Annotated in this window: 14 protein-coding genes; 8 read left to right on the forward strand and 6 right to left on the reverse strand. The window is 61.6% G+C overall.

Going from position 1 to position 17724, the window contains the following annotated elements:
• Window position 1: 1 nt before the first annotated feature.
• Window positions 2-1396: an efflux transporter outer membrane subunit gene (locus tag WHX55_RS21995; RefSeq protein WP_353741313.1), complete on the forward strand. Its 1395-nt coding sequence runs from the start codon at window positions 2-4 to the stop codon at window positions 1394-1396.
• Window positions 1397-1664: 268 nt separating this feature from the next.
• On the opposite strand, the gene WHX55_RS22000 is transcribed toward WHX55_RS21995, so the two are convergent.
• Window positions 1665-3284, reverse strand: coding sequence for a PvdJ/PvdD/PvdP-like protein (locus WHX55_RS22000; RefSeq protein WP_353741314.1), 1620 nt, complete (start codon window positions 3282-3284; stop codon window positions 1665-1667).
• Between the two features lie 242 nt (window positions 3285-3526).
• On the opposite strand from WHX55_RS22000, the gene pvdM reads away from it, so the two are divergent.
• The 6 genes from pvdM to WHX55_RS22030 all read left to right on the forward strand — a co-directional run bounded on the left by pvdM (window position 3527) and on the right by WHX55_RS22030 (window position 13311).
• A complete protein-coding gene (pvdM, locus tag WHX55_RS22005; protein WP_353741315.1) occupies window positions 3527-4876 on the forward strand; it encodes a pyoverdine-tailoring dipeptidase-like protein PvdM in 1350 nt (449 codons plus the stop codon).
• 29 nt (window positions 4877-4905) lie between these two features.
• Window positions 4906-6186, forward strand: a complete 1281-nt coding sequence (locus WHX55_RS22010) for an aminotransferase class V-fold PLP-dependent enzyme (RefSeq protein ID WP_353741316.1) — start codon at window positions 4906-4908, stop codon at window positions 6184-6186.
• Between the two features lie 16 nt (window positions 6187-6202).
• Window positions 6203-7075: a formylglycine-generating enzyme family protein gene (locus WHX55_RS22015; RefSeq protein ID WP_353741317.1), complete on the forward strand. Its 873-nt coding sequence runs from the start codon at window positions 6203-6205 to the stop codon at window positions 7073-7075.
• Between the two features lie 220 nt (window positions 7076-7295).
• Complete coding sequence (locus tag WHX55_RS22020) at window positions 7296-8945, forward strand: cyclic peptide export ABC transporter (RefSeq protein ID WP_353741318.1); 1650 nt, start codon at window positions 7296-7298, stop codon at window positions 8943-8945.
• A 126-nt stretch (window positions 8946-9071) separates the two neighbouring features.
• Window positions 9072-11489, forward strand: a complete 2418-nt coding sequence (locus WHX55_RS22025; protein ID WP_150753202.1) for a TonB-dependent receptor — start codon at window positions 9072-9074, stop codon at window positions 11487-11489.
• Between the two features lie 256 nt (window positions 11490-11745).
• The gene (locus tag WHX55_RS22030; RefSeq protein WP_191625001.1) at window positions 11746-13311 is read left to right on the forward strand and encodes a sensor domain-containing diguanylate cyclase; all 1566 of its coding nucleotides are present in this window, start codon (window positions 11746-11748) and stop codon (window positions 13309-13311) included.
• Window positions 13312-13330: 19 nt separating this feature from the next.
• On the opposite strand, the gene WHX55_RS22035 is transcribed toward WHX55_RS22030, so the two are convergent.
• From WHX55_RS22035 to WHX55_RS22050, 4 genes are all read right to left on the reverse strand, one after another.
• On the reverse strand, window positions 13331-13837 hold the full coding sequence (locus WHX55_RS22035) for a PaaI family thioesterase (protein WP_353741319.1): 507 nt from the start codon (window positions 13835-13837) through the stop codon (window positions 13331-13333).
• Window positions 13838-13903: 66 nt separating this feature from the next.
• Window positions 13904-14440 carry a glyoxalase superfamily protein gene (locus WHX55_RS22040; protein WP_008049764.1) on the reverse strand — a complete coding sequence of 179 codons (537 nt, stop codon included), beginning with the start codon at window positions 14438-14440 and terminating at the stop codon, window positions 13904-13906.
• 206 nt (window positions 14441-14646) lie between these two features.
• Window positions 14647-15096 (reverse strand): hypothetical protein, encoded by a 450-nt coding sequence (locus WHX55_RS22045; RefSeq protein WP_150753204.1) that lies wholly within the window; start codon window positions 15094-15096, stop codon window positions 14647-14649.
• Between the two features lie 125 nt (window positions 15097-15221).
• Window positions 15222-15677 carry a GNAT family N-acetyltransferase gene (locus WHX55_RS22050; protein ID WP_150753205.1) on the reverse strand — a complete coding sequence of 152 codons (456 nt, stop codon included), beginning with the start codon at window positions 15675-15677 and terminating at the stop codon, window positions 15222-15224.
• A 562-nt stretch (window positions 15678-16239) separates the two neighbouring features.
• On the opposite strand from WHX55_RS22050, the gene WHX55_RS22055 reads away from it, so the two are divergent.
• Window positions 16240-16521: a DUF6124 family protein gene (locus tag WHX55_RS22055; RefSeq protein ID WP_150753206.1), complete on the forward strand. Its 282-nt coding sequence runs from the start codon at window positions 16240-16242 to the stop codon at window positions 16519-16521.
• A 147-nt stretch (window positions 16522-16668) separates the two neighbouring features.
• On the opposite strand, the gene WHX55_RS22060 is transcribed toward WHX55_RS22055, so the two are convergent.
• The gene (locus WHX55_RS22060) at window positions 16669-17634 is read right to left on the reverse strand and encodes an alpha/beta hydrolase (protein WP_353741320.1); all 966 of its coding nucleotides are present in this window, start codon (window positions 17632-17634) and stop codon (window positions 16669-16671) included.
• Window positions 17635-17724 lie beyond the last annotated feature (90 nt).

Below are 17724 nucleotides of genomic sequence, written 5' to 3' on the forward strand. Positions count from 1 at the left end.
GATGAAGCCGCCACTCAGTGTGTTAACCCTGTGCCTGTTGCTCAGTGCCTGCGGCACTCCGGCCCAGCGTCCCGATAGCGGCATCCAGCCGCCGGCCGCCTGGCAATCGCCGCACACCGCCGGCGCCGTCCATGACAACCAGCAATGGTGGAACCGCTTCGGCAGCCCGCAACTGGGTCGCCTGATCGAACAGGCGCGGCTCGGCAGTTATGACCTGGCCGCGGCCATCGCGAGAGTGCGCCAGGCCCAGGCCGACACGGTGATTGCCGGCGGCTCGCAACTGCCCGAGGTCAAGGCCGGAGTCAACGCCAATCGCCAGAAGCTGCTGCGCGGCAACGGCTACAGTCAGCTCGATGCCGACAGCGATAACGACGCCGTCGACTACCTCACGGCGAACCTGGTTGCCAGCTATGAAATCGATTTCTGGGGTGGCCAACGGGCCAGCCGCGACAGCGCACAATTCAGTCTGCAAGCCAGCGAGTTCGATCAGGCCACGGTGGAGTTGACGTTGCTCAGCGGTGTGGCCAACGGCTACGCGCAAGCCTTGTCGTTGCAGGAGCAGAGCCGCATCGCCGAATTGAATCTGGCCAATGCCCAAAGCGTGTTGAAACTGGTGCAGACCCGTTTCGATTCGGGTTCGGCCACGGCCCTGGAACTGGCACAGCAAAAAAGCCTGGTGGCGGCGCAGCAACGCCAGCTGCCGCTGGTGCAACAACAGGCCGAGGAGGCACGGATCAGTCTCGCCGCCCTGCTCGGCCGCCCGGTTCAGGCGCTGTCGTTGGGTCAGGAACGCTTCGATCAACTGACCTGGCCTGCGATTGACGCCGGGGTACCCAGCCAGTTGCTCAGCCGCCGCCCGGACATTGCCCGGGCCGAGGCGCAACTGGCAGCGGCCCAGGCCGACGTCACCGTCGCCCGGGCCGCGATGCTGCCGACCGTGACCCTCACCGCCGAAATCGGCTCCGGCGCCGACCGGGCCGACGATATCCTGCGCAGCCCCTTCTACAACCTCACCGCCGGGCTGCTCGCACCGGTGTTCAACAACGGCCGCCTCGGCGCCCAGCGCGACAAGGCCACGGCGCGCCAGGAAGAACTGCTGGAGACTTATCGCGGGGCGATCATCAACGGCTTCGCCGACGTCGAAAAAGCCCTCAACAGCATTCGCGGGCTGGATGAACAGCGCGGGTGGCAGAGTGAAGAACTGAGCCAGGCGCAGACCGCGTTCAGTATCGCGCAAAGCCGCTACCAGGCCGGGGCCGAGGATTTGCTGACGGTGCTGGAAACCCAGCGCACGCTGTATGCGGCGCAGGATTTGAACGTGCAGCTGCGGTTGTCGCGGATGCAGGCGAGTATTGCGTTGTACAAGGCGCTTGGGGGTGGGTGGCAGGTTTTGTAATCTTTGTCGTTAGTGAGTACGCCTTCGCGAGCAGGCTCGCTCCCACAGGGGATTTTCAGTGAACACAAAATCTGTGTGCGACCAGGATCAAAGGTGGGAGCGAGCCTGCTCGCGAAGGGGCCGGCATATCCAACATCAACATTGCCTGTCAGGACGCCTTCGCGAGCAAGCCCGCTCCCACAGTGGATCTTCAGCGAACACAAACGCTGTGTACGACCAAGATCAACTGTGGGAGCGAGCTTGCTCGCGATTGAACGATAACGCGGTATCAAGCCTGGCTCTGCTTAGCCTTCAGATTGCGCGCATACCACGGCCGCTGCGGCACTTTGCGGAACAGCCCCGCCAGTTTTTTCTCGTCCTCGCCAAAGGTAATGCGCAGCGCAAGCTTCATGGTTTCCGGGTCCATTTCCACTGACTTGCCCGCCTGCAATCCCGGCGTGGTGCTACAGCCATGGGTGATCGGCCCGAGCCAGGGGTCATTGATCTCGACCCAGCGCCCTGGCGCGAACCATTGCACGCCGTTGACCTGCAGCCGACTGACCTGCCCCGGATGAAAACGCTCGTGGGCGCGGAACCAGTCTTCCAGGCGATCATCGATCCAGCCGTGGAAATGCCAGAACACCGGGCTCACATGGGAAGAAAACGGGTCGCCGAGAAAGTCGTTTTCCGGTGCAAACCAGCGTGCGGAAAAGTCCGCCGGATCCCGGGCGAACGGCACCGGCTGACCGTTGGACGGATCTCGCGGCACCGACGCCCAGCGCATGTGCAGCCAGTCGTGCAGGCCCAGCTCGACCTCCGAGCCGAACTGGCCGAGGGTCAGCGTCGACAGGTAACGCGGGTCGCGGTAGCGGGATTCCCATACCTGGAAATTGCTGTGGTACGTCTCGCCGGTCTTGATGTCACTGACCCATTGCGTGTACTCGTCATCGTCCTCGGCCAGCCAGGTCGGCGGCAGCGCAGTGCCGTCGTGATTGTCGAAGTAACGCGCAAAGCCGAGCCGGTCCCGCGCCAGCTCCGGTTGCGGCAACGGGAAGTGCGTCCAGGACGGCAGGTGCTGCATCGAGCGCGCGGTGCCGAGCATGTGCCGGTGCATGAAGAAAAAGTCCACGCCCGAGCCGTTGCGATCCTTGCGCTCGCCACGGGCATCGCGCTCCCTGTCCCGAGGGCCAGGCTGCCAGCCGAGCCCGCGCAAGGCGCCGCGCTGGTCTTCGGACAGCTTGTGCCACTTGTCCCGTGAGGCATGCCAGAGCTGGTGGAACAATCGGTGCTCCGGTGATACCAGCCAGGCGAGCAGGGTCGGATTGAGGCCGGCGCGCTCGCGGGCTTCAGGGAATACCCGTTTGACGGCAATGAATCGATTGTCCTGGGCCGTCAGCATCAGTGGCCGATTCAGATCCAGCACCCGCCCACTGAGGCTGCCACTGCCGGCGTTACCGAATCCTGCCCAGACCTCGTCCAGGGTCATGTCGAATTCGTAATCGCAACAGCCGTTGGCGCCCAGCAGTCGCCAACCCAGCTGCTTCGGGTTGGCCCCGGACAGATCGCCGAGCACCCGGTAACGGGGCTCTTCGGTGGAGCGCAAGCGCTCGGCGGTGTCGAGATAACCACTGAAGCCGCGCCCCTTGTGGCCGATGTCGAGGAACACCTCCAGGCCTTCGAGCGGCAAGCCTTCGATGCCGGCGTCACGACCTTCGAAACGAATCTGCCAGACCCCGCGCAAGGTATCCGCCAAGCGTTGGCCGGCAACATCCGCCACCTCGAACGAGGCTTCGCCGGGGGTGATCGTCGGGTCCGGCCTGGTCAGTTCGCGATGCCCGTAATACACCGCAGGCACGGCGGCACCGGTCAGCGCCAGACCCGCGAGAAACCATCGTCGAGAAATCGTCATTGCCCTACCTGTGTCAGCCATGGAGCAGGCTTTATCCAAGCTAGAACGTTTGTAGTGCCGCAGAATTTAAGAGCATCGCGAGCAGGGCTCACTCCTACAGGAGACCGCATTCCCATGTAGGAGCGAGCCTGCTCGCGATGAGGCCATTAGCCGCGCTAATTTTTTCGCCCAGCCACTCGTTCCCCCCAGATAGCAAAGGCCCCCACACCTGATCCGGGGCGGCGAACCTGACTGAGACGGCAATGACAAAACCACGTTCGAAAAAGGCTCTTTTCATCGGCCTGCCGCTGGCCCTGGCGATCAGCGCGGGGGCAGGCTTCGCGGTCTGGGACTATTGGTTCAGGGACAACCCCGGCTACCCGGTCAAGGTGATGAAACAGGCCGATCAGTTGCAGGAGCGCATCCTCTCGTTCGACAGCCACATCACCGTACCCATGGACTTCGGCACCGCCGGTAACGAAGTCGACAAGGACGGCGAAGGCCAGTTCGACCTGGTCAAGACCGGGCGCGGGCGCCTGTCCGGTGCAGCCCTGACGATTTTCGGCTGGCCGGAAATCTGGAACGGTCCCAACGCCCCCCATCGCCCTACTGCCGGTTTCGTCGACGAGGCCCGCTTTGAGCAGGAAACCCGCTACAAGATCATCAGCGCCATGGTCCGCGACTTCCCCAACCAGGTGGCCATCGCCTACACCCCCGACGACTTCCGCCGCCTGCACGGCGAAGGCAAGTTCGCGGTGTTCATCAGCATGCTCAACGCCTACCCGCTGGGCAATGACCTCAACGCCCTGGACAAGTGGGCCGCGCGCGGCATGCGCATGTTCGGCTTCAGCTACGTGGGCAACAACGCCTGGGCCGACTCGTCGCGGCCGCTGCCGTTCTTCAACGATTCCCGGGATGCCCTGGGCGGGCTGTCGGACATCGGCAAGCAAGCGGTGCATCGCCTCAACGACCTGGGCGTGATCATCGATGTGTCGCAGATGTCGACCAAGGCCCTGGAGCAAGTCGCGCAACTGAGCCGCACGCCGATGGTCGCCTCCCACTCGGCACCGCGCGCCCTGGTGGACATCCCGCGCAACCTCAGCGACCCGGAAATGCAACTGATCAAGAGCAGCGGCGGCGTGGTGCAGATTGTCGGCTTCCCCACCTACATCCGCCCGCTGAGCCAGGCTACCCAGGACAAGCTCAACGCCCTGCGCGCCCGCTTCGACCTGCAACCGCTACAAGGCCTGGAGATGGCCCTGATGCCCGGCGACCCGGTGATCACCGTCTGGCCCGAACAGCGCTTCGGCGAGTACGCCAGCCAGCTCTATTCGATCCTCGACGAAGAACCCAAGGCCACCCTCAAGGACTACGGCGATGCAATCGACTACACAGTGAAAAAAATCGGCATCGACCACGTCGGCATCAGTTCCGACTTCAACGACGGCGGCGGCCTGGACGGCTGGAAAGACGTCAGCGAGGCCCGCAACGTGACCGCCGAACTGATCAGCCGCGGCTACAGCGACGCCGACATCGCCAAGCTCTGGGGCGGCAACTTCCTGCGGGTCTGGGACCAGGTGCAGAAGTCCTCCCGGCCTGTCGTTCAAAACTGATTTCTCCTTTGCCAAAGCGAACCGAATCCATGACCAACCGTCGTTCATTCCTCAAGCAGGCCGGCATCCTCGCGGCCGGCATCCCCCTGGCCTCCGCCGTGAGCCTGCCAGCACGGGCCGCCAGCCCCGCACCACTGCCCAAGGACAAATGGGACCAGTTGCGCCAGCTCTTCACCCAAGACCCGAACTACCTGCACTTCGCCAACTTCCTGGTGACCTCGCACCCGCTGCCTGTACGTGAAGCCATCGAGATGCACCGCGCCAATCTCGATCGCAACCCGGGCCTGGCCATGGACTGGCATCGCGGCGAAACCGAACGCCGCGAAGAAGAGGTGCGGGTGTGGGCCGGCCGTTACCTGAAGGCCAAGCCGTCGCAGATCGCCCTGACCGGCAGCACCACCGAAGGCCTGGCGATGATCTACGCCGGCATCCACGTGCGCCCGGACCAGGAAATCCTCACCAGCGAACACGAGCACTACGCCGCCAACAGCGTGTTCGAATACCGTACCCAGAAGGACGGCACCCAGGTTCGCAAGATCAAATTGTTCGAAGACCCGTACAAGGTTTCGACCGCCGAAGTGCTGGCCGCGATTGAACGCAACATCCGCCCCGAAACCCGCGTGCTGGGCATGACCTGGGTGCATTCCGGCAGCGGCGTGAAGCTGCCCATCGGCGAGATCGGCAAACTGGTGGAGGAGAAAAACCGTGGCCGCGCCGACAAGGACCGCATCCTCTACGTGATCGATGGCGTACACGGCTTCGGCGTGGAAAACGTCGACTTCCCGGACATGCACTGCGACTTCTTCATTGCCGGCACCCACAAATGGATGTTCGGCCCACGGGGTACCGGGATCATCTGCGCCCGCTCCGACGAGCTCAAGGACGTGACCCCGACCATCCCGACCTTCTCCGAAGCGACTCAGTTCTCCACCGTGATGACCTACGGTGGCTACCACTCGTTCGAACACCGCTGGGCGCTGACCGAAGCCTTCAAATTGCATCTGGAGCTGGGCAAGGCCGAGGTCGCGACACGCATCCACGACATCAACAGCTACCTGAAAAAACGCTTGCAGGCACACCCGTCGGCGGAACTGGTCACACCGTTGTCGCCGGAGTATTCCGCCGGCTTCACCTTCTTCCGCATCAAGAACCGGGACTGCGAGGAAGTCGCCAATTACCTGATGGATCAGCGTGTGGTGTGTGATGCCGTGGACCGTGATGTCGGGCCGATCATTCGAGTGTCGCCGGGGTTGCTCAATACCCAAGCGCACATCGACCGCCTGATGGAACTGCTGGCCAACCAGGTCTGACTGAGCGAGAGACATTATGAAAAGCACCCTGAAAAAATTCGGCACCTTGGCGCTGTTGGCCGTGCTCGGCAGCGCCTTGCCCTCCCTCGCCCAGGCCTACACCGCGCCATTGCCCGGCAAGGTCTTCAAGGATTGCCGTAACTGCCCGGAAATGGTCGTGTTACCCGCCGGCACCTTCACCATGGGCACCCCGAACGACGAGGTCGGCCGCGAGCCTGATGAAGGCCCGATGCATGAGGTGACATTCGACAAACCCTTCGCCATGAGCCGCTACCAGATCACTGCCGGCGAATGGGCCCAATACATGAAGGAAACCGGGATCACCCTGCCCGATGGCGACACCCGCCCCGGCCGGGCATGCACCAATGGCAAACCGAGTTACCCCCAGGACCCGCGCCAGCCGGCGGTGTGCATGAACTTCGCCGAGGTCAGCGCCTACGTCGCCTGGCTGTCGATGAAGACCGGCCAGCACTACCACATCGTCAGCGAGGCCCAACGCGAGTACGCCGCCCGCGCCGGGTCAAAGGGAGCGTTCCCCTTCCCGTTCGACCCCGGCACCGAATACAGCATCGCCACCCACGCCAACACCTACGGCCCGGTCGATGGCTACAGCTACAGTTCGCCGGTCGGCAGCTATCCGGCGAATGCCTTCGGCATGTACGACATGCATGGCAACGTCTACGAGTGGATCGCCGACTGCTACCACCCGGACTACGTCGGTGCGCCCACCGACGGCAGCGCCTGGACCGAACCGAACTGCGACACCCTGCGCATTCGTGGCAACGACTGGGGCGAAGCGCCGGTGTTTTCCCGCTCGGGCAACCGCAATGACATCGACCCGCAAACCCGTGGCGACTGGATCGGTTTCCGTGTCGTGCGCACTCTCTAACCCCCCCATCCTGTGGGAGCGAGCCTGCTCGCGATAGCGGTCTGCCTGTCGCAGTAGAAGTGGACTGATAGTCCGCCTTCGCGAGCAGGCTCGCTCCCACACTGACTTGTACCCTGTCAGCGGACCGAGCCCCCGCTACCTGTCGCCCACCTTTTAAATTAAGCCCTCCACCAGACGTTCTACTGGGTATCTGCCTCAAGACCCAAGGAACCCTCTGCTCATGACCCAGCCAACGCGCGGTGCAATTCATGAATTGTTCACCCTCCTCAAACCGTTCCGGCTCGTCGTCAGTCTGTCGATCCTTTTGGGCATGGTAGGTGGCCTGAGCGTGACGGTGCTGCTGGCCACCATCAACAACGCGCTGCATTCGGCGGATGGCCTGACCCAAGGCGTGGTCGCGCTGTTCGGCGGCCTGTGCCTGCTGGCACTGGGCAGTTCGATCTGCTCGGACATCGGCACCAACTACGTCGGCCAGCACATCATTGCCAGGCTGCGCAAAGAGTTGGGGGAGAAAGTCCTTTCGGCGCCCATCGAGCAGATCGAGCGCTACCGCAGCCACCGCTTGATCCCGGTGCTGACCCACGACGTCGACACCATCAGCGACTTTGCCTTCGCCTTCGCGCCGCTGGCGATTTCCCTGACCGTGACCCTCGGCTGCATGGGTTACCTGGCGATGTTGTCGTGGCCGATGTTCCTGATGATGGTGCTGGCGATCGCCATCGGCACCGGCATCCAGTTCTACGCCCAGGGCAAGGGCATCCAGGGTTTCATGGCCGCCCGCGACGCCGAAGACGAGCTGCAAAAGCACTACAACGCCATTGCCGGCGGCGCCAAAGAGTTGCGCATCCACCGCCCGCGCCGCCAGCGCATGTTCGTCAAGGGCATCCAGGGCACTGCCGATTTCATCTGTAACACCCAGGTGCGTTCAATCAACACCTTCGTGATCGCCAAGACCCTCGGCTCGATGCTGTTCTTCGTGGTCATCGGCCTGGCGCTGGCTCTGCAATCATTCTGGCCCAGCGCCGACCAGGCGGTGATGAGCGGCTTCGTGCTGGTGCTGCTGTATATGAAAGGCCCGATCGAGCATCTGGTCAGCACCTTGCCGATCGTCAGCCGGGCGCGCATTGCCTTTCGCCGCATCGCCGAACTGTCCAGCCAGTTTTCCTCCCCCGAGCCGCACCTGCTGCTCAACGACAAAGGCACTCCACCGACCGTGGTCAACCGCCTGCAACTGGACGACGTCAGCTACGCCTTCCCCGCCGCACCGGGCAGCGATGCGTTTCGCCTGGGCCCGGTGAACCTGGCCATCGAGCAAGGCGACATCATTTTCATCGTCGGCGAAAACGGCTGCGGCAAGACCACCCTGATCAAGTTGCTGCTGGGCCTCTACGCGCCGCAACAGGGATCAATCCTGCTCAACGGCCAAGGCATCGATGCGCACAATCGCGACGACTACCGCCAATTGTTCACCACGATTTTTGCCGATTACTACCTGTTCGATGACGTGGTCCAGGGCGACCAGCACATCCCTGAAGATGCCAACAAATACCTGCAACGGCTGGAGATCGCGCACAAGGTCAGCGTCAGGGACGGCAGCTTCACCACCACCGACCTGTCCACCGGCCAGCGCAAGCGTCTGGCGCTGGTCAATGCCTGGCTGGAAGAACGCCCGGTGCTGGTGTTCGACGAATGGGCCGCCGACCAGGACCCGACCTTCCGCCGCATCTTCTACACCGAGCTGCTGCCTGACCTCAAACGCCTGGGCAAAACCATCATCGTCATCTCCCACGACGACCGTTATTTCGACATGGCCGATCAACTGGTACGCATGGAATCGGGCCGGGTCGTCACCGAGCGCGCAACCGCCTGAGTGCCGTTGCCGCACGCAGATCATTGTTTTTTGAAGAATGTTTTCCGGTTTAGCCAAAGTGGTCCGTCTAATAATAATTATCATTAACTAAAAAACTGCACACACCATTCTGGAGCGATTCGAGCAATGCAAAGCCTTACTCTGTCCCGCGCACCCTTGGCGTTAGCCATCGAACGGCAAAAGAAATACCGAACGGTCGTGCCGGGCGCGCTGCTGACCCTGTTGCTGCTGGGTACGTCCCAGGTCGAGGCAGCCCCGGTGAACGTCAATGTACCGGCTCAGTCGCTGGCCAGCGCATTGCGCCAACTGGGCCAGCAGACCAACCTGCAGATTCTCTACAGCCAGGACATGGTCAACGGCATCAAGTCCACGGCGGTGTCCGGCAACATGGAACCGGAACAGGCACTGAAAACCTTGCTGCTGGGGAGCGGCATCAATTTTCAGTTGAATGGCAACACCGTGTCGCTGTTGCCAGCGGCCGGTGACTCCAGTGCATTGCAACTGGGTGCGACGTCCATCACCGGCGTGGCGCTGGGGCCGACCACCGAAGGCACGCACTCCTACACCAGCGATGAAGTGACCATCGGCAAAGGCAACATCAAGGTCAAGGACATCCCGCAGTCGGTGTCCGTCGTCACGCGCCAGCGCATGGACGACCAGAACCTGAACAGCCTGCAGGACGCCATGCGTCAGGTCACCGGCGTGACCATCAAGACCTACAACTCCGGCTCCAGCCTCAATGACGTCTACATGCGTGGCTTCCTCGTCGACCAGGTGCAGGTCGACGGCGTCTCGCAGCCTACCGGCCAGGGCGACATGGCCACCAGTTTCGACCTGGCGATGTATGACCGCATCGAAGTACTGCGCGGTCCGTCGGGCCTGTACCAGGGCGCTGGCGAACCCGGCGGTACGATCAACGTGGTGCGCAAGCGCGCCCTGAGCAAGTTCGCCCTCGGTGGCGAACTGGCCGCAGGCTCCTACGATCGCTACCGTTCTTCGGTGGACGTCACCGGCCCGTTGAACGACCAGGGCACTGTGCGCGGTCGTTTCATCACCGCCTACGAGAACAACCAGTCCTTTGTCGACTACGCGCAGAACGAACGCCCGATGGTCTACGGTCGCCTGGAGTTCGACCTCGACCCGGCCACCACCCTGTCGGTCGGCGGCGCTTACCAGAAGAACAACTCCACCCCGGCCTTCGGCCTGCCGGCCTACGCCGACGGCTCATTGCTCGACGTACCGCGCTCGACCTTCGTCGATGCCAAGTGGAACACCCTCAACGAAAAAGTCTGGGAATCCTTCGCCGAACTCGACCACGAACTGGACAACGGCGGTCAGTTCAAGACCACCCTGACCTACCGCGACGCCGAAACCCCGGAGCGTAACTTCACCTGGGCCGACGGCGCGGTCGACCCGGCCACCGGTGACAGCTGGGCCGTGGCCTACGACTACTACACCCACATCAAGACCATCGGCGTCGACAGCTTCGTCACCACGCCGTTCGAGTTCGCCGATCGTCGGCACGAGTTCACCGTGGGCGCCGAGTACCAGCACCTGGACAAGGACTTCACCTATGGCGGCGGCGAGTACTTCCCGATCAACGTGTGGGATCCGGGCAGCATCGACATTCCCCGCAACGACTATGCGCACGTCAACGGCAACTGGTCCAAGTCCGATCAGTACGGCGTCTACACCCGCGCCAAGTTCAACGTCACCGACTGGCTCGATGTCATCGGCGGCAGCCGCGTGACCTGGTACGAAAGCGACGCGAAGAACGCCAACGCCTTCTTCAACAACTTCGGCGAGGCCCACACCAGCATCAACCGCAAGGTCGTGCCGTACGGCGCCATCATCGGCAAGATCACCCCTGAACTGTCGACCTACTTCAGCTATACCGGCGTGTTCAAACCGCAGAGCGAAATCGGCACGGACGGCCAGCCGGTCGGCCCGCGCGAAGGCAAGCAGTACGAGATCGGCCTCAAGCGCGAATTCTACGACGGACGCCTGAACGCCAGCGTTGCGGCCTTCCGCATCTACGATGAAAACCGCGCCGAGTACGACAACACCTCCGGTGCCTACATGACCGAAGGCAAGGCACGCAGCCAGGGTTGGGAAACCGAGTTGAGCGGCAACCTGACCGACAACTGGAGCATCGTCACCGGTTACGCCTACACCTCCACCAAGTTCCTGGACGGCGATCAGGCCAACAAAGGCAAGACCTTCAGCACCATCACGCCCAAGCACAACTACAACCTGTGGACCAAGTACGAGTTCACCGACGGTGCGCTCAAGGACTTCAGCGTCGCCGGTGGCGTGCGTGTGGTCAGCGACACCTACTACCAGCGTGACGTGAAGTTCCAGCAAGGCGGCTATGCCGTTACCTCGGCGCAGGTCGGCTACAAGTTCAACGAACACCTGTCGTCGACACTCACCGCCAACAACCTGTTCGACCGCAAGTACTACGACCGCGTCGATGCCTCCTGGGGCACCAACTTCTACGGCGACCCGCGCACCCTGACCCTGAGCCTGCGCGCGCAGTACTGATTGCCGGCTGCACCCCACCGGGCCGCTTGCGACCCGGTTGTGTTTTCTGCTGGCGACATGTGACAACGCGACAGTCTGTGCCTAACCTGCAAGACAGCCTTTGTGCGTCAGAGGGGTGGCGTCAGGTCGTGGCCAGGATAGTGGCAACGGCTGACCTCGAAGAGTGTCACCCCACCACTACACACCTGTTCATGGATCGAAAATTGCGCCCCCCGCTGATCACCCTGACCATGCCATCCTCGAACCGGGTGGCGTTATGAAGCGATCCCGCCACTGGCCCATCGACCTGCGAGGGTTGATTCTTTTCTTCGTGCTGGTATCGGTCCTGGCGACGCTGTGCAACAGCCTCTACGTCGCTTACCAGGTGCAGCGTCAGTCCCTGATCAATACGACGCTCGAGGCCAACGCAGCCTACGCAGCCAAGGTCGCTTCCAGCATCGGTGAGTTTCTGCACTCGGCGCACAGCCGTTTGAACTACAGCGCCAATACGCTTGGCCGACACTGGAACGATCCCCAGGTGCTGCGCGAAGAAGCCATTCGCCTGCAAGCCCAGGATTCCGACTTCAACTCCATTGCCATTGTGGATGCCGATGCCAGGGTGCTCCAGGCGTACCCGGATACCTTGCAGATCGTGCGCACCAACGTGTCCTCGGAGGGCATCCAGCAGGTACTCAAGGAACGTCGCCCATCGGTCAGCGCGGCTTACGTTTCCACGGCGGGCAATCTGGTGGTGTTCATTTCACAACCGGTTTTCAACCCGTCGGGGGAGTTCCTCGGTGTCGTCGGCGGCTCCGTTTACCTGCTTAAGCAAAGCGCATTTCATACGGTCATCAGCCGTCATTTTCATCATGAAGGGACCTTTGCCTTCGTCGCCGACGGCAATCGGCGGCTGCTGTATCACCCGGACCCGAAGCGGATCGGTGAGGTCCTGGACTGGAGCCTGACAGTGGATGCGGCCTTGCGCGGCGAAAGTGACTCCCTCGAAGGCCCGAACTACAAAGGCACTCCCATGCTTGCCGGTTTTGCCCAGGTGCCGGACGCCAACTGGGCGGTTGTCGTGCAACGACCCAGGGACCGCAGCCTCGCCCCGCTTGGGCAACTCATGCGCAATATGGTGCTGGGCATGATTCCCGCCGGCCTGTTGGGTCTCGGCCTGATTTTGCTGGGTACGTCATTGATCGCCCGCCCGTTGCGTCAGTTGTCGGCGGCCGCCAACCACTTGGCCGCACCGCAAACGGCGGAACAATTGCAGCAAGTCCATGCCTGGTACCGCGATGCGTCAGCCATTCGCCAGGCGATGCTGAGCGGTGTGCAGCTACTCCAGCAAAAGCTCGGCCAGCTCAGCCATGAAGCGCAAAGCGATCCCCTGACCGGCCTGGCCAATCGAAGGGCCATGGGCGGCGTTCTGGATTTGTTGGCAAAAAACGGGCAAGCCTATTCGGTGCTGGCGCTGGATATCGATCACTTCAAAAGGGTCAACGACACCTTCGGACATGACGCCGGTGATGTGGCACTCAAAGAGGTCGCCGACATCATCAAACAGAACTCGCGGGCCGGCGACCTCGCCTGCCGCTCCGGTGGCGAAGAGTTTGCGCTGATCCTTCCGGATACGCCGCTGGATACCGCCAGGGCCATTGCCGAACGGATACGCGAGCACATCGCGCAGACCGAGGTGCCGCAGGTTGGAAAGCTCACCATGTCCATCGGCGTGGCTTGCCAGGGCGCGAACGCCCTGACGCCTGAAAGCGTACTGAAACAGGCCGATGAGCGTCTCTACCTGGCCAAGCAGAGCGGGCGCAACCGGGTGATGGCATCGGTATGAAGCCCTGGAAACCCCGGTTTCAGGAATCAACCTTGCGCTCGTGCGCGTCGGCCTTGAGTTGCTCGGTATCGACACGGACAAAAGTGGAATCCCCGACAGCGGTCAGGACATCCCCGGCGAAGACCTCGCAGATGACCCGGCTTTTGCGCCCGACCTCGCCCTCGACTCTTGCACGCAGTGTCAGGGGGACACCCATCGGGGTGGGCTTGATGTACTTGATGCCCAGGTTACCGGTGACGCAGGTGATGTGGGGCAAGCTGCCCACCTCGCGTTGCTCTGCCCGGTAGTGATAAGCCATCGCCGCCCAGTTGGAGTGGCAATCGACCAGCATCGCGATCAAACCACCGTAAACCAGACCCGGCCAGCCGCAGTACTTGTCATCCGGCACGTGCTGCGCCATGACATGCACCCCGTCTTCATGCCAGAAGCTCTTGATGTGCAGGCCGTGCGGGTTCTGGCTGCCGCAGCCATAACAAACGCCTTCGGGCGCGGCGATGTCTTGAAGCGAAATGTCCTGCGTGGTCATACCGTGTCCATCCTTATTACCGGGTGGTTGAAAGCGGACCGGGTCACTCCGGCCCGCAGCGCCTGATCAATATTGGCAGAAGCGAATCCGGTTGCCGAACGGATCGTAGACTTGCAGCTCTTTGCCCCAGCCCTGCTGGACAATATCAGGGCGTCCATACCCGTAGCGCTTGCCCTGCAATTCGTCCCTGAGCAGTTCGATGTTTTGCATGGGCACGAACACCGTCGAGCCCGGGCTGGCATCGCCGTGATGCTCGGAAAGGTGCAGTTGCAGGCCGTCGCGACTGATGCCCAGGTACAGCGGCAGATCAGCCTCGAAACGATGCTCGAACTCGACGCTGAACCCGAGGAAATCCAGATAGAACTCGCGCGCCTTGGCTTCGTCGAAACTGCGCAGAATTGGAATGGGTTTGTCGAAAGTCACAGCAGGCGTGGACGGCGTACTTGCCTGGGAAAGCATCGCCGACGCGGTGTTCCAGTCCTTGTAGCCCAGTTGTTGCGCGACCAGTTCCAGCGCGGTGGAATGGGTCACCGCCTGATTGCGCTCCTCCAGCGAGGCGCGCAACTGTTTGGCCATTTGCTTGGCTTGCTCGATTGAAAACATGGCTGCTCCTGTAGCCGAGATGCCTTGGTGCTCGCATTGCCAAACCTCGACCGTCAAGAGAGGCGATTGGGTTCGTATGAGGAGGAGATGCTTTCACCTTTCCCAGCGGGAGCGAGCGGCGGGCAGCATCGGGCCGAAGCCGATCATACATAGCCGATGCGGGATGCGGAAGATGGCTCGGCAGAACCCTGTCCGAAGCCTGAGGACTATTCCTTCAGGCGTGAAAGTTGCTGAACCACAAATGCCCCGACGGTCACCGTGCAGGCTGCCCATGCACAAGCGACCGGCCAATGCCTGAATGGACCGAGCACATCTCCCATCAGGAAACCGGTCGAAAGCAGAAACAGAAACAACGCAACGGCCGTCAAGACGACGCGCGGAATCGCCATCAACCACCGCCACCAGGCCCCGGGTTCAAAGCGCCGCGCCACCCATCGAGTCAACACTGTCAGGCCCGCAAGCAAAAATGCGGCAATGACCAGCAGGAGTGGAATGATAAAGAGAGCCAGCATGGGCTCGACTTCTCCGCCGTCCTCGCCGGGCGTGTAGAAGCTTTCTTTCCAGATTTCGCTGCACAGGGCGAAGGTCAGATAAATGACTGCGACAGGGGCGATGGGGAATATCAGACAACTGAAGAAGCTTTTCTTGAGATCCATCAATGAATCGTCCTTGGATTTTCAGAGCACCGATGGGCTTGATACGGCCAATTACCGGGCAGTTTTTTTCGTATTTCGCTGTGCATTTCCTCTGGCAAGGCACTTGATCAGTGATTTCGCATTGGCTATATGCCCCTCACCAATGACTTCATATGCGTCGCATGTTCATCGTGTATCGGTCGGAACCCGCAATGAAGGTAAAAGGCAGCGCCCTCGGGGGTGTCCGTGGACAGTCGCACACTGCGAAAATGTCCGGACGCCAAATCCAGAAGCTGCTGCACCAGCGCTTTACCCACGTTCTGGCCCCTTGATGCACGTGCGACGTACACCCGCCGTAATCTCCCTACGCCCGATTCGGAAAATGGATCGGATGAAAGACCTCCAACGGCTATCAGCCGCCCGTTGCGAAACACCCCCAAAAGGCACTCACCCTGCTGATCGAATCGATTGGCGCCGCTTTCCCACTCCGCAATCAACCGGGTGAGGAACCTGAAGCCTTCTACAACGGCCTGCGCTTGCAGCTCGCGGATTTGCGGTGCGAGCCCAGAGATTTTACATATCACCAATTCGTCCATTGACATTGCGCTTTGACTCGATGAGGGCTCGCATAATGACCTCCAGAGCCGCTGTCGTCATTGGCAATATGAATCTCATTGGGTTAGCCGAGCATTGCATCGCGTCAGATCGTAAGGGCTGTACTTCCGAGGGCCAACCGCAAATTTTCGTAGGATTCGTCTTGCCGACTCCGAGGAATTAAACGCTCTCTGACAAGGCATGACAGCAGATTAAAAACCACTCAACAGCGCCTGTTTAAGCGGCCTACAGGTTACTTCGTGAAAGCCACAACGCCTTGCGCCGTTGCCTACAGGTACGCCAGAATCCGCCGGCTTGTGCGCCTTGGAGGTCGTCGGTAACTTGATTCGGGTCACTGATTGTCAGTGATCGGGTTTAGTAGCCCGTGGTTCTATCAGCAAGGTGTAAAAGCTCTATCAGTCAGGCTTGCCTGAATTTGATGGTGGCTGTACGCAGGGCGCTTCGGCGCGCCGGTAAATGCTGATCTCCCCGGTCTACTAACCTGCGTCCAGCCGCCACCCTTCTTTTAGTAGAGAAGAATGAGCGGCTCCATTCAGGAGTAATCAGCCTATGTTCAAAGTGACTCCAAATCCGCCGGACACCGACCCGGGCGCCAACATCATGGCCACCCCGCGCGCACCCAGCACCATGTTCATCGTGAACCCCGAACTCAGTACCGAAACCCTGCTGGTGCATGCCTGCGAATCGCTGGCGTCGGCCAATGTCATGGCCAACGATCTGGTGGATCATCTGGAGGGGACAAGCCGCAATGCGCTGCTGGGCATTGCGCAGGTGATCATGCTGGGGGAACTGGCGGTGAATCGGGCGCTGGATCGGCTTGATCCGCCTTAGTTATCCGGTTCAGCGCAAAACAACCTGTGGGAGCGAGCCTGCTCGCGAAAGCGGCAGCACATTCACCATCAATGTGACTGACAGACCGCCATCGCGAGCAGGCTCGCTCCCACAGGGGGACGGCGTCGCTGATTACTACGCCATACGTCAGGCCAGGCTCTCGCTAATCTGCGCCGCCAGTTGCACCAGCATCCCCGGCACTTCCTGGACCATCTCGCCCATGCGCGCAAAGTCGTGGGTCATGCCGGCTTTTACCTCCAGCACCAAAGGTTGCCCCGCCGCGCGCAGTTTCTCGGCCCAGGCGTGGCCTTCATCGAGCAACGGATCGTACTCGGCCAGCCACAGCACCGTCGGCGTCAGCCGTTGCTCGCACTCGGCGTACAGCGGCGAAAAACGCCAGTCGGCACGATCCGCTTCACTGCGTTGGTATTGCTGGTAGAACCACTCCAGCGTGGTGGCTTTCAGCAGGTAGCCTTCGGCGAATCGCTCAAGGGACGGGCGCTTTTTTACCGCGTCGATCACCGGGTACAGCAACACTTGCAGGCGCGGCACAAGCGGCCAGCCCAATGGGTCCTGGGCAATGGCGATACACAGCGACGCCACCAGACTGCCGCCGACGCTGTCCCCCGCCAGCGCAATGCGCCTGGCGTCCAGGCCCAACGCCTTGGCTCCGGTGATGGCCAGCCAACGGGTGATGTCTTCGGCATCGTTGTAAGCGGTGGGAAAACGGTGTTCCGGCGCCAGGCGATAGTCCGCCGACAACACGACAAACTCCCCCGCCAGCGCCAGGCGCCGGCACAGGGTGTCGTGGGAATCGAGGCTGCCCACCACGTAGCCGCCGCCATGGAAGTACAACAACACCGGGCGCGACTCACTGCCCGGTTGTGGTTTGGCGTACAGCCGCGCGTTGAGCAAATGCCCGTCCCGCGCCGCTATGCTGACCGCCGTCACCGTCAACGTGCCCGTCGGGGCCGCATCGAGCAATTGCGAAGTCTGTTCGAACTGCTGCCGCGCTTCTCCGGGGCTCAGCTCATGCATGGGTTGGCTTTTGCCACTGAGGCGGCCGAACTCGGCCAGCTCTAGAAATCCCTCGATGTCCGGGTGCAGTGCCATGGGCGGTAGTCTCCAAAAATAAAAAGCTCGCCCAATAAACGAACCGTGAGGACCGTTCATTAGGGCGAGCCTGTTTTTGTCGCGGGCAAG

The organism is Pseudomonas fluorescens (assembly GCF_040448305.1).
GTDB lineage: Bacteria > Pseudomonadota > Gammaproteobacteria > Pseudomonadales > Pseudomonadaceae > Aquipseudomonas > Aquipseudomonas fluorescens_BH.

Bases quoted from the DNA above. Each gene is read 5' to 3' on its own strand.
- WHX55_RS21995 (WP_353741313.1), top strand. From the start codon at position 2: ATGAAGCCGCCACTCAGTGTGTTAACCCTGTGCCTGTTGCTCAGTGCC.
- WHX55_RS22000 (WP_353741314.1), bottom strand. From the start codon at position 3,284: ATGACGATTTCTCGACGATGGTTTCTCGCGGGTCTGGCGCTGACCGGT.
- pvdM (WP_353741315.1), top strand. From the start codon at position 3,527: ATGACAAAACCACGTTCGAAAAAGGCTCTTTTCATCGGCCTGCCGCTG.
- WHX55_RS22010 (WP_353741316.1), top strand. From the start codon at position 4,906: ATGACCAACCGTCGTTCATTCCTCAAGCAGGCCGGCATCCTCGCGGCC.
- WHX55_RS22015 (WP_353741317.1), top strand. From the start codon at position 6,203: ATGAAAAGCACCCTGAAAAAATTCGGCACCTTGGCGCTGTTGGCCGTG.
- WHX55_RS22020 (WP_353741318.1), top strand. From the start codon at position 7,296: ATGACCCAGCCAACGCGCGGTGCAATTCATGAATTGTTCACCCTCCTC.
- WHX55_RS22025 (WP_150753202.1), top strand. From the start codon at position 9,072: ATGCAAAGCCTTACTCTGTCCCGCGCACCCTTGGCGTTAGCCATCGAA.
- WHX55_RS22030 (WP_191625001.1), top strand. From the start codon at position 11,746: ATGAAGCGATCCCGCCACTGGCCCATCGACCTGCGAGGGTTGATTCTT.
- WHX55_RS22035 (WP_353741319.1), bottom strand. From the start codon at position 13,837: ATGACCACGCAGGACATTTCGCTTCAAGACATCGCCGCGCCCGAAGGC.
- WHX55_RS22040 (WP_008049764.1), bottom strand. From the start codon at position 14,440: ATGTTTTCAATCGAGCAAGCCAAGCAAATGGCCAAACAGTTGCGCGCC.
- WHX55_RS22045 (WP_150753204.1), bottom strand. From the start codon at position 15,096: ATGGATCTCAAGAAAAGCTTCTTCAGTTGTCTGATATTCCCCATCGCC.
- WHX55_RS22050 (WP_150753205.1), bottom strand. From the start codon at position 15,677: ATGTCAATGGACGAATTGGTGATATGTAAAATCTCTGGGCTCGCACCG.
- WHX55_RS22055 (WP_150753206.1), top strand. From the start codon at position 16,240: ATGTTCAAAGTGACTCCAAATCCGCCGGACACCGACCCGGGCGCCAAC.
- WHX55_RS22060 (WP_353741320.1), bottom strand. From the start codon at position 17,634: ATGGCACTGCACCCGGACATCGAGGGATTTCTAGAGCTGGCCGAGTTC.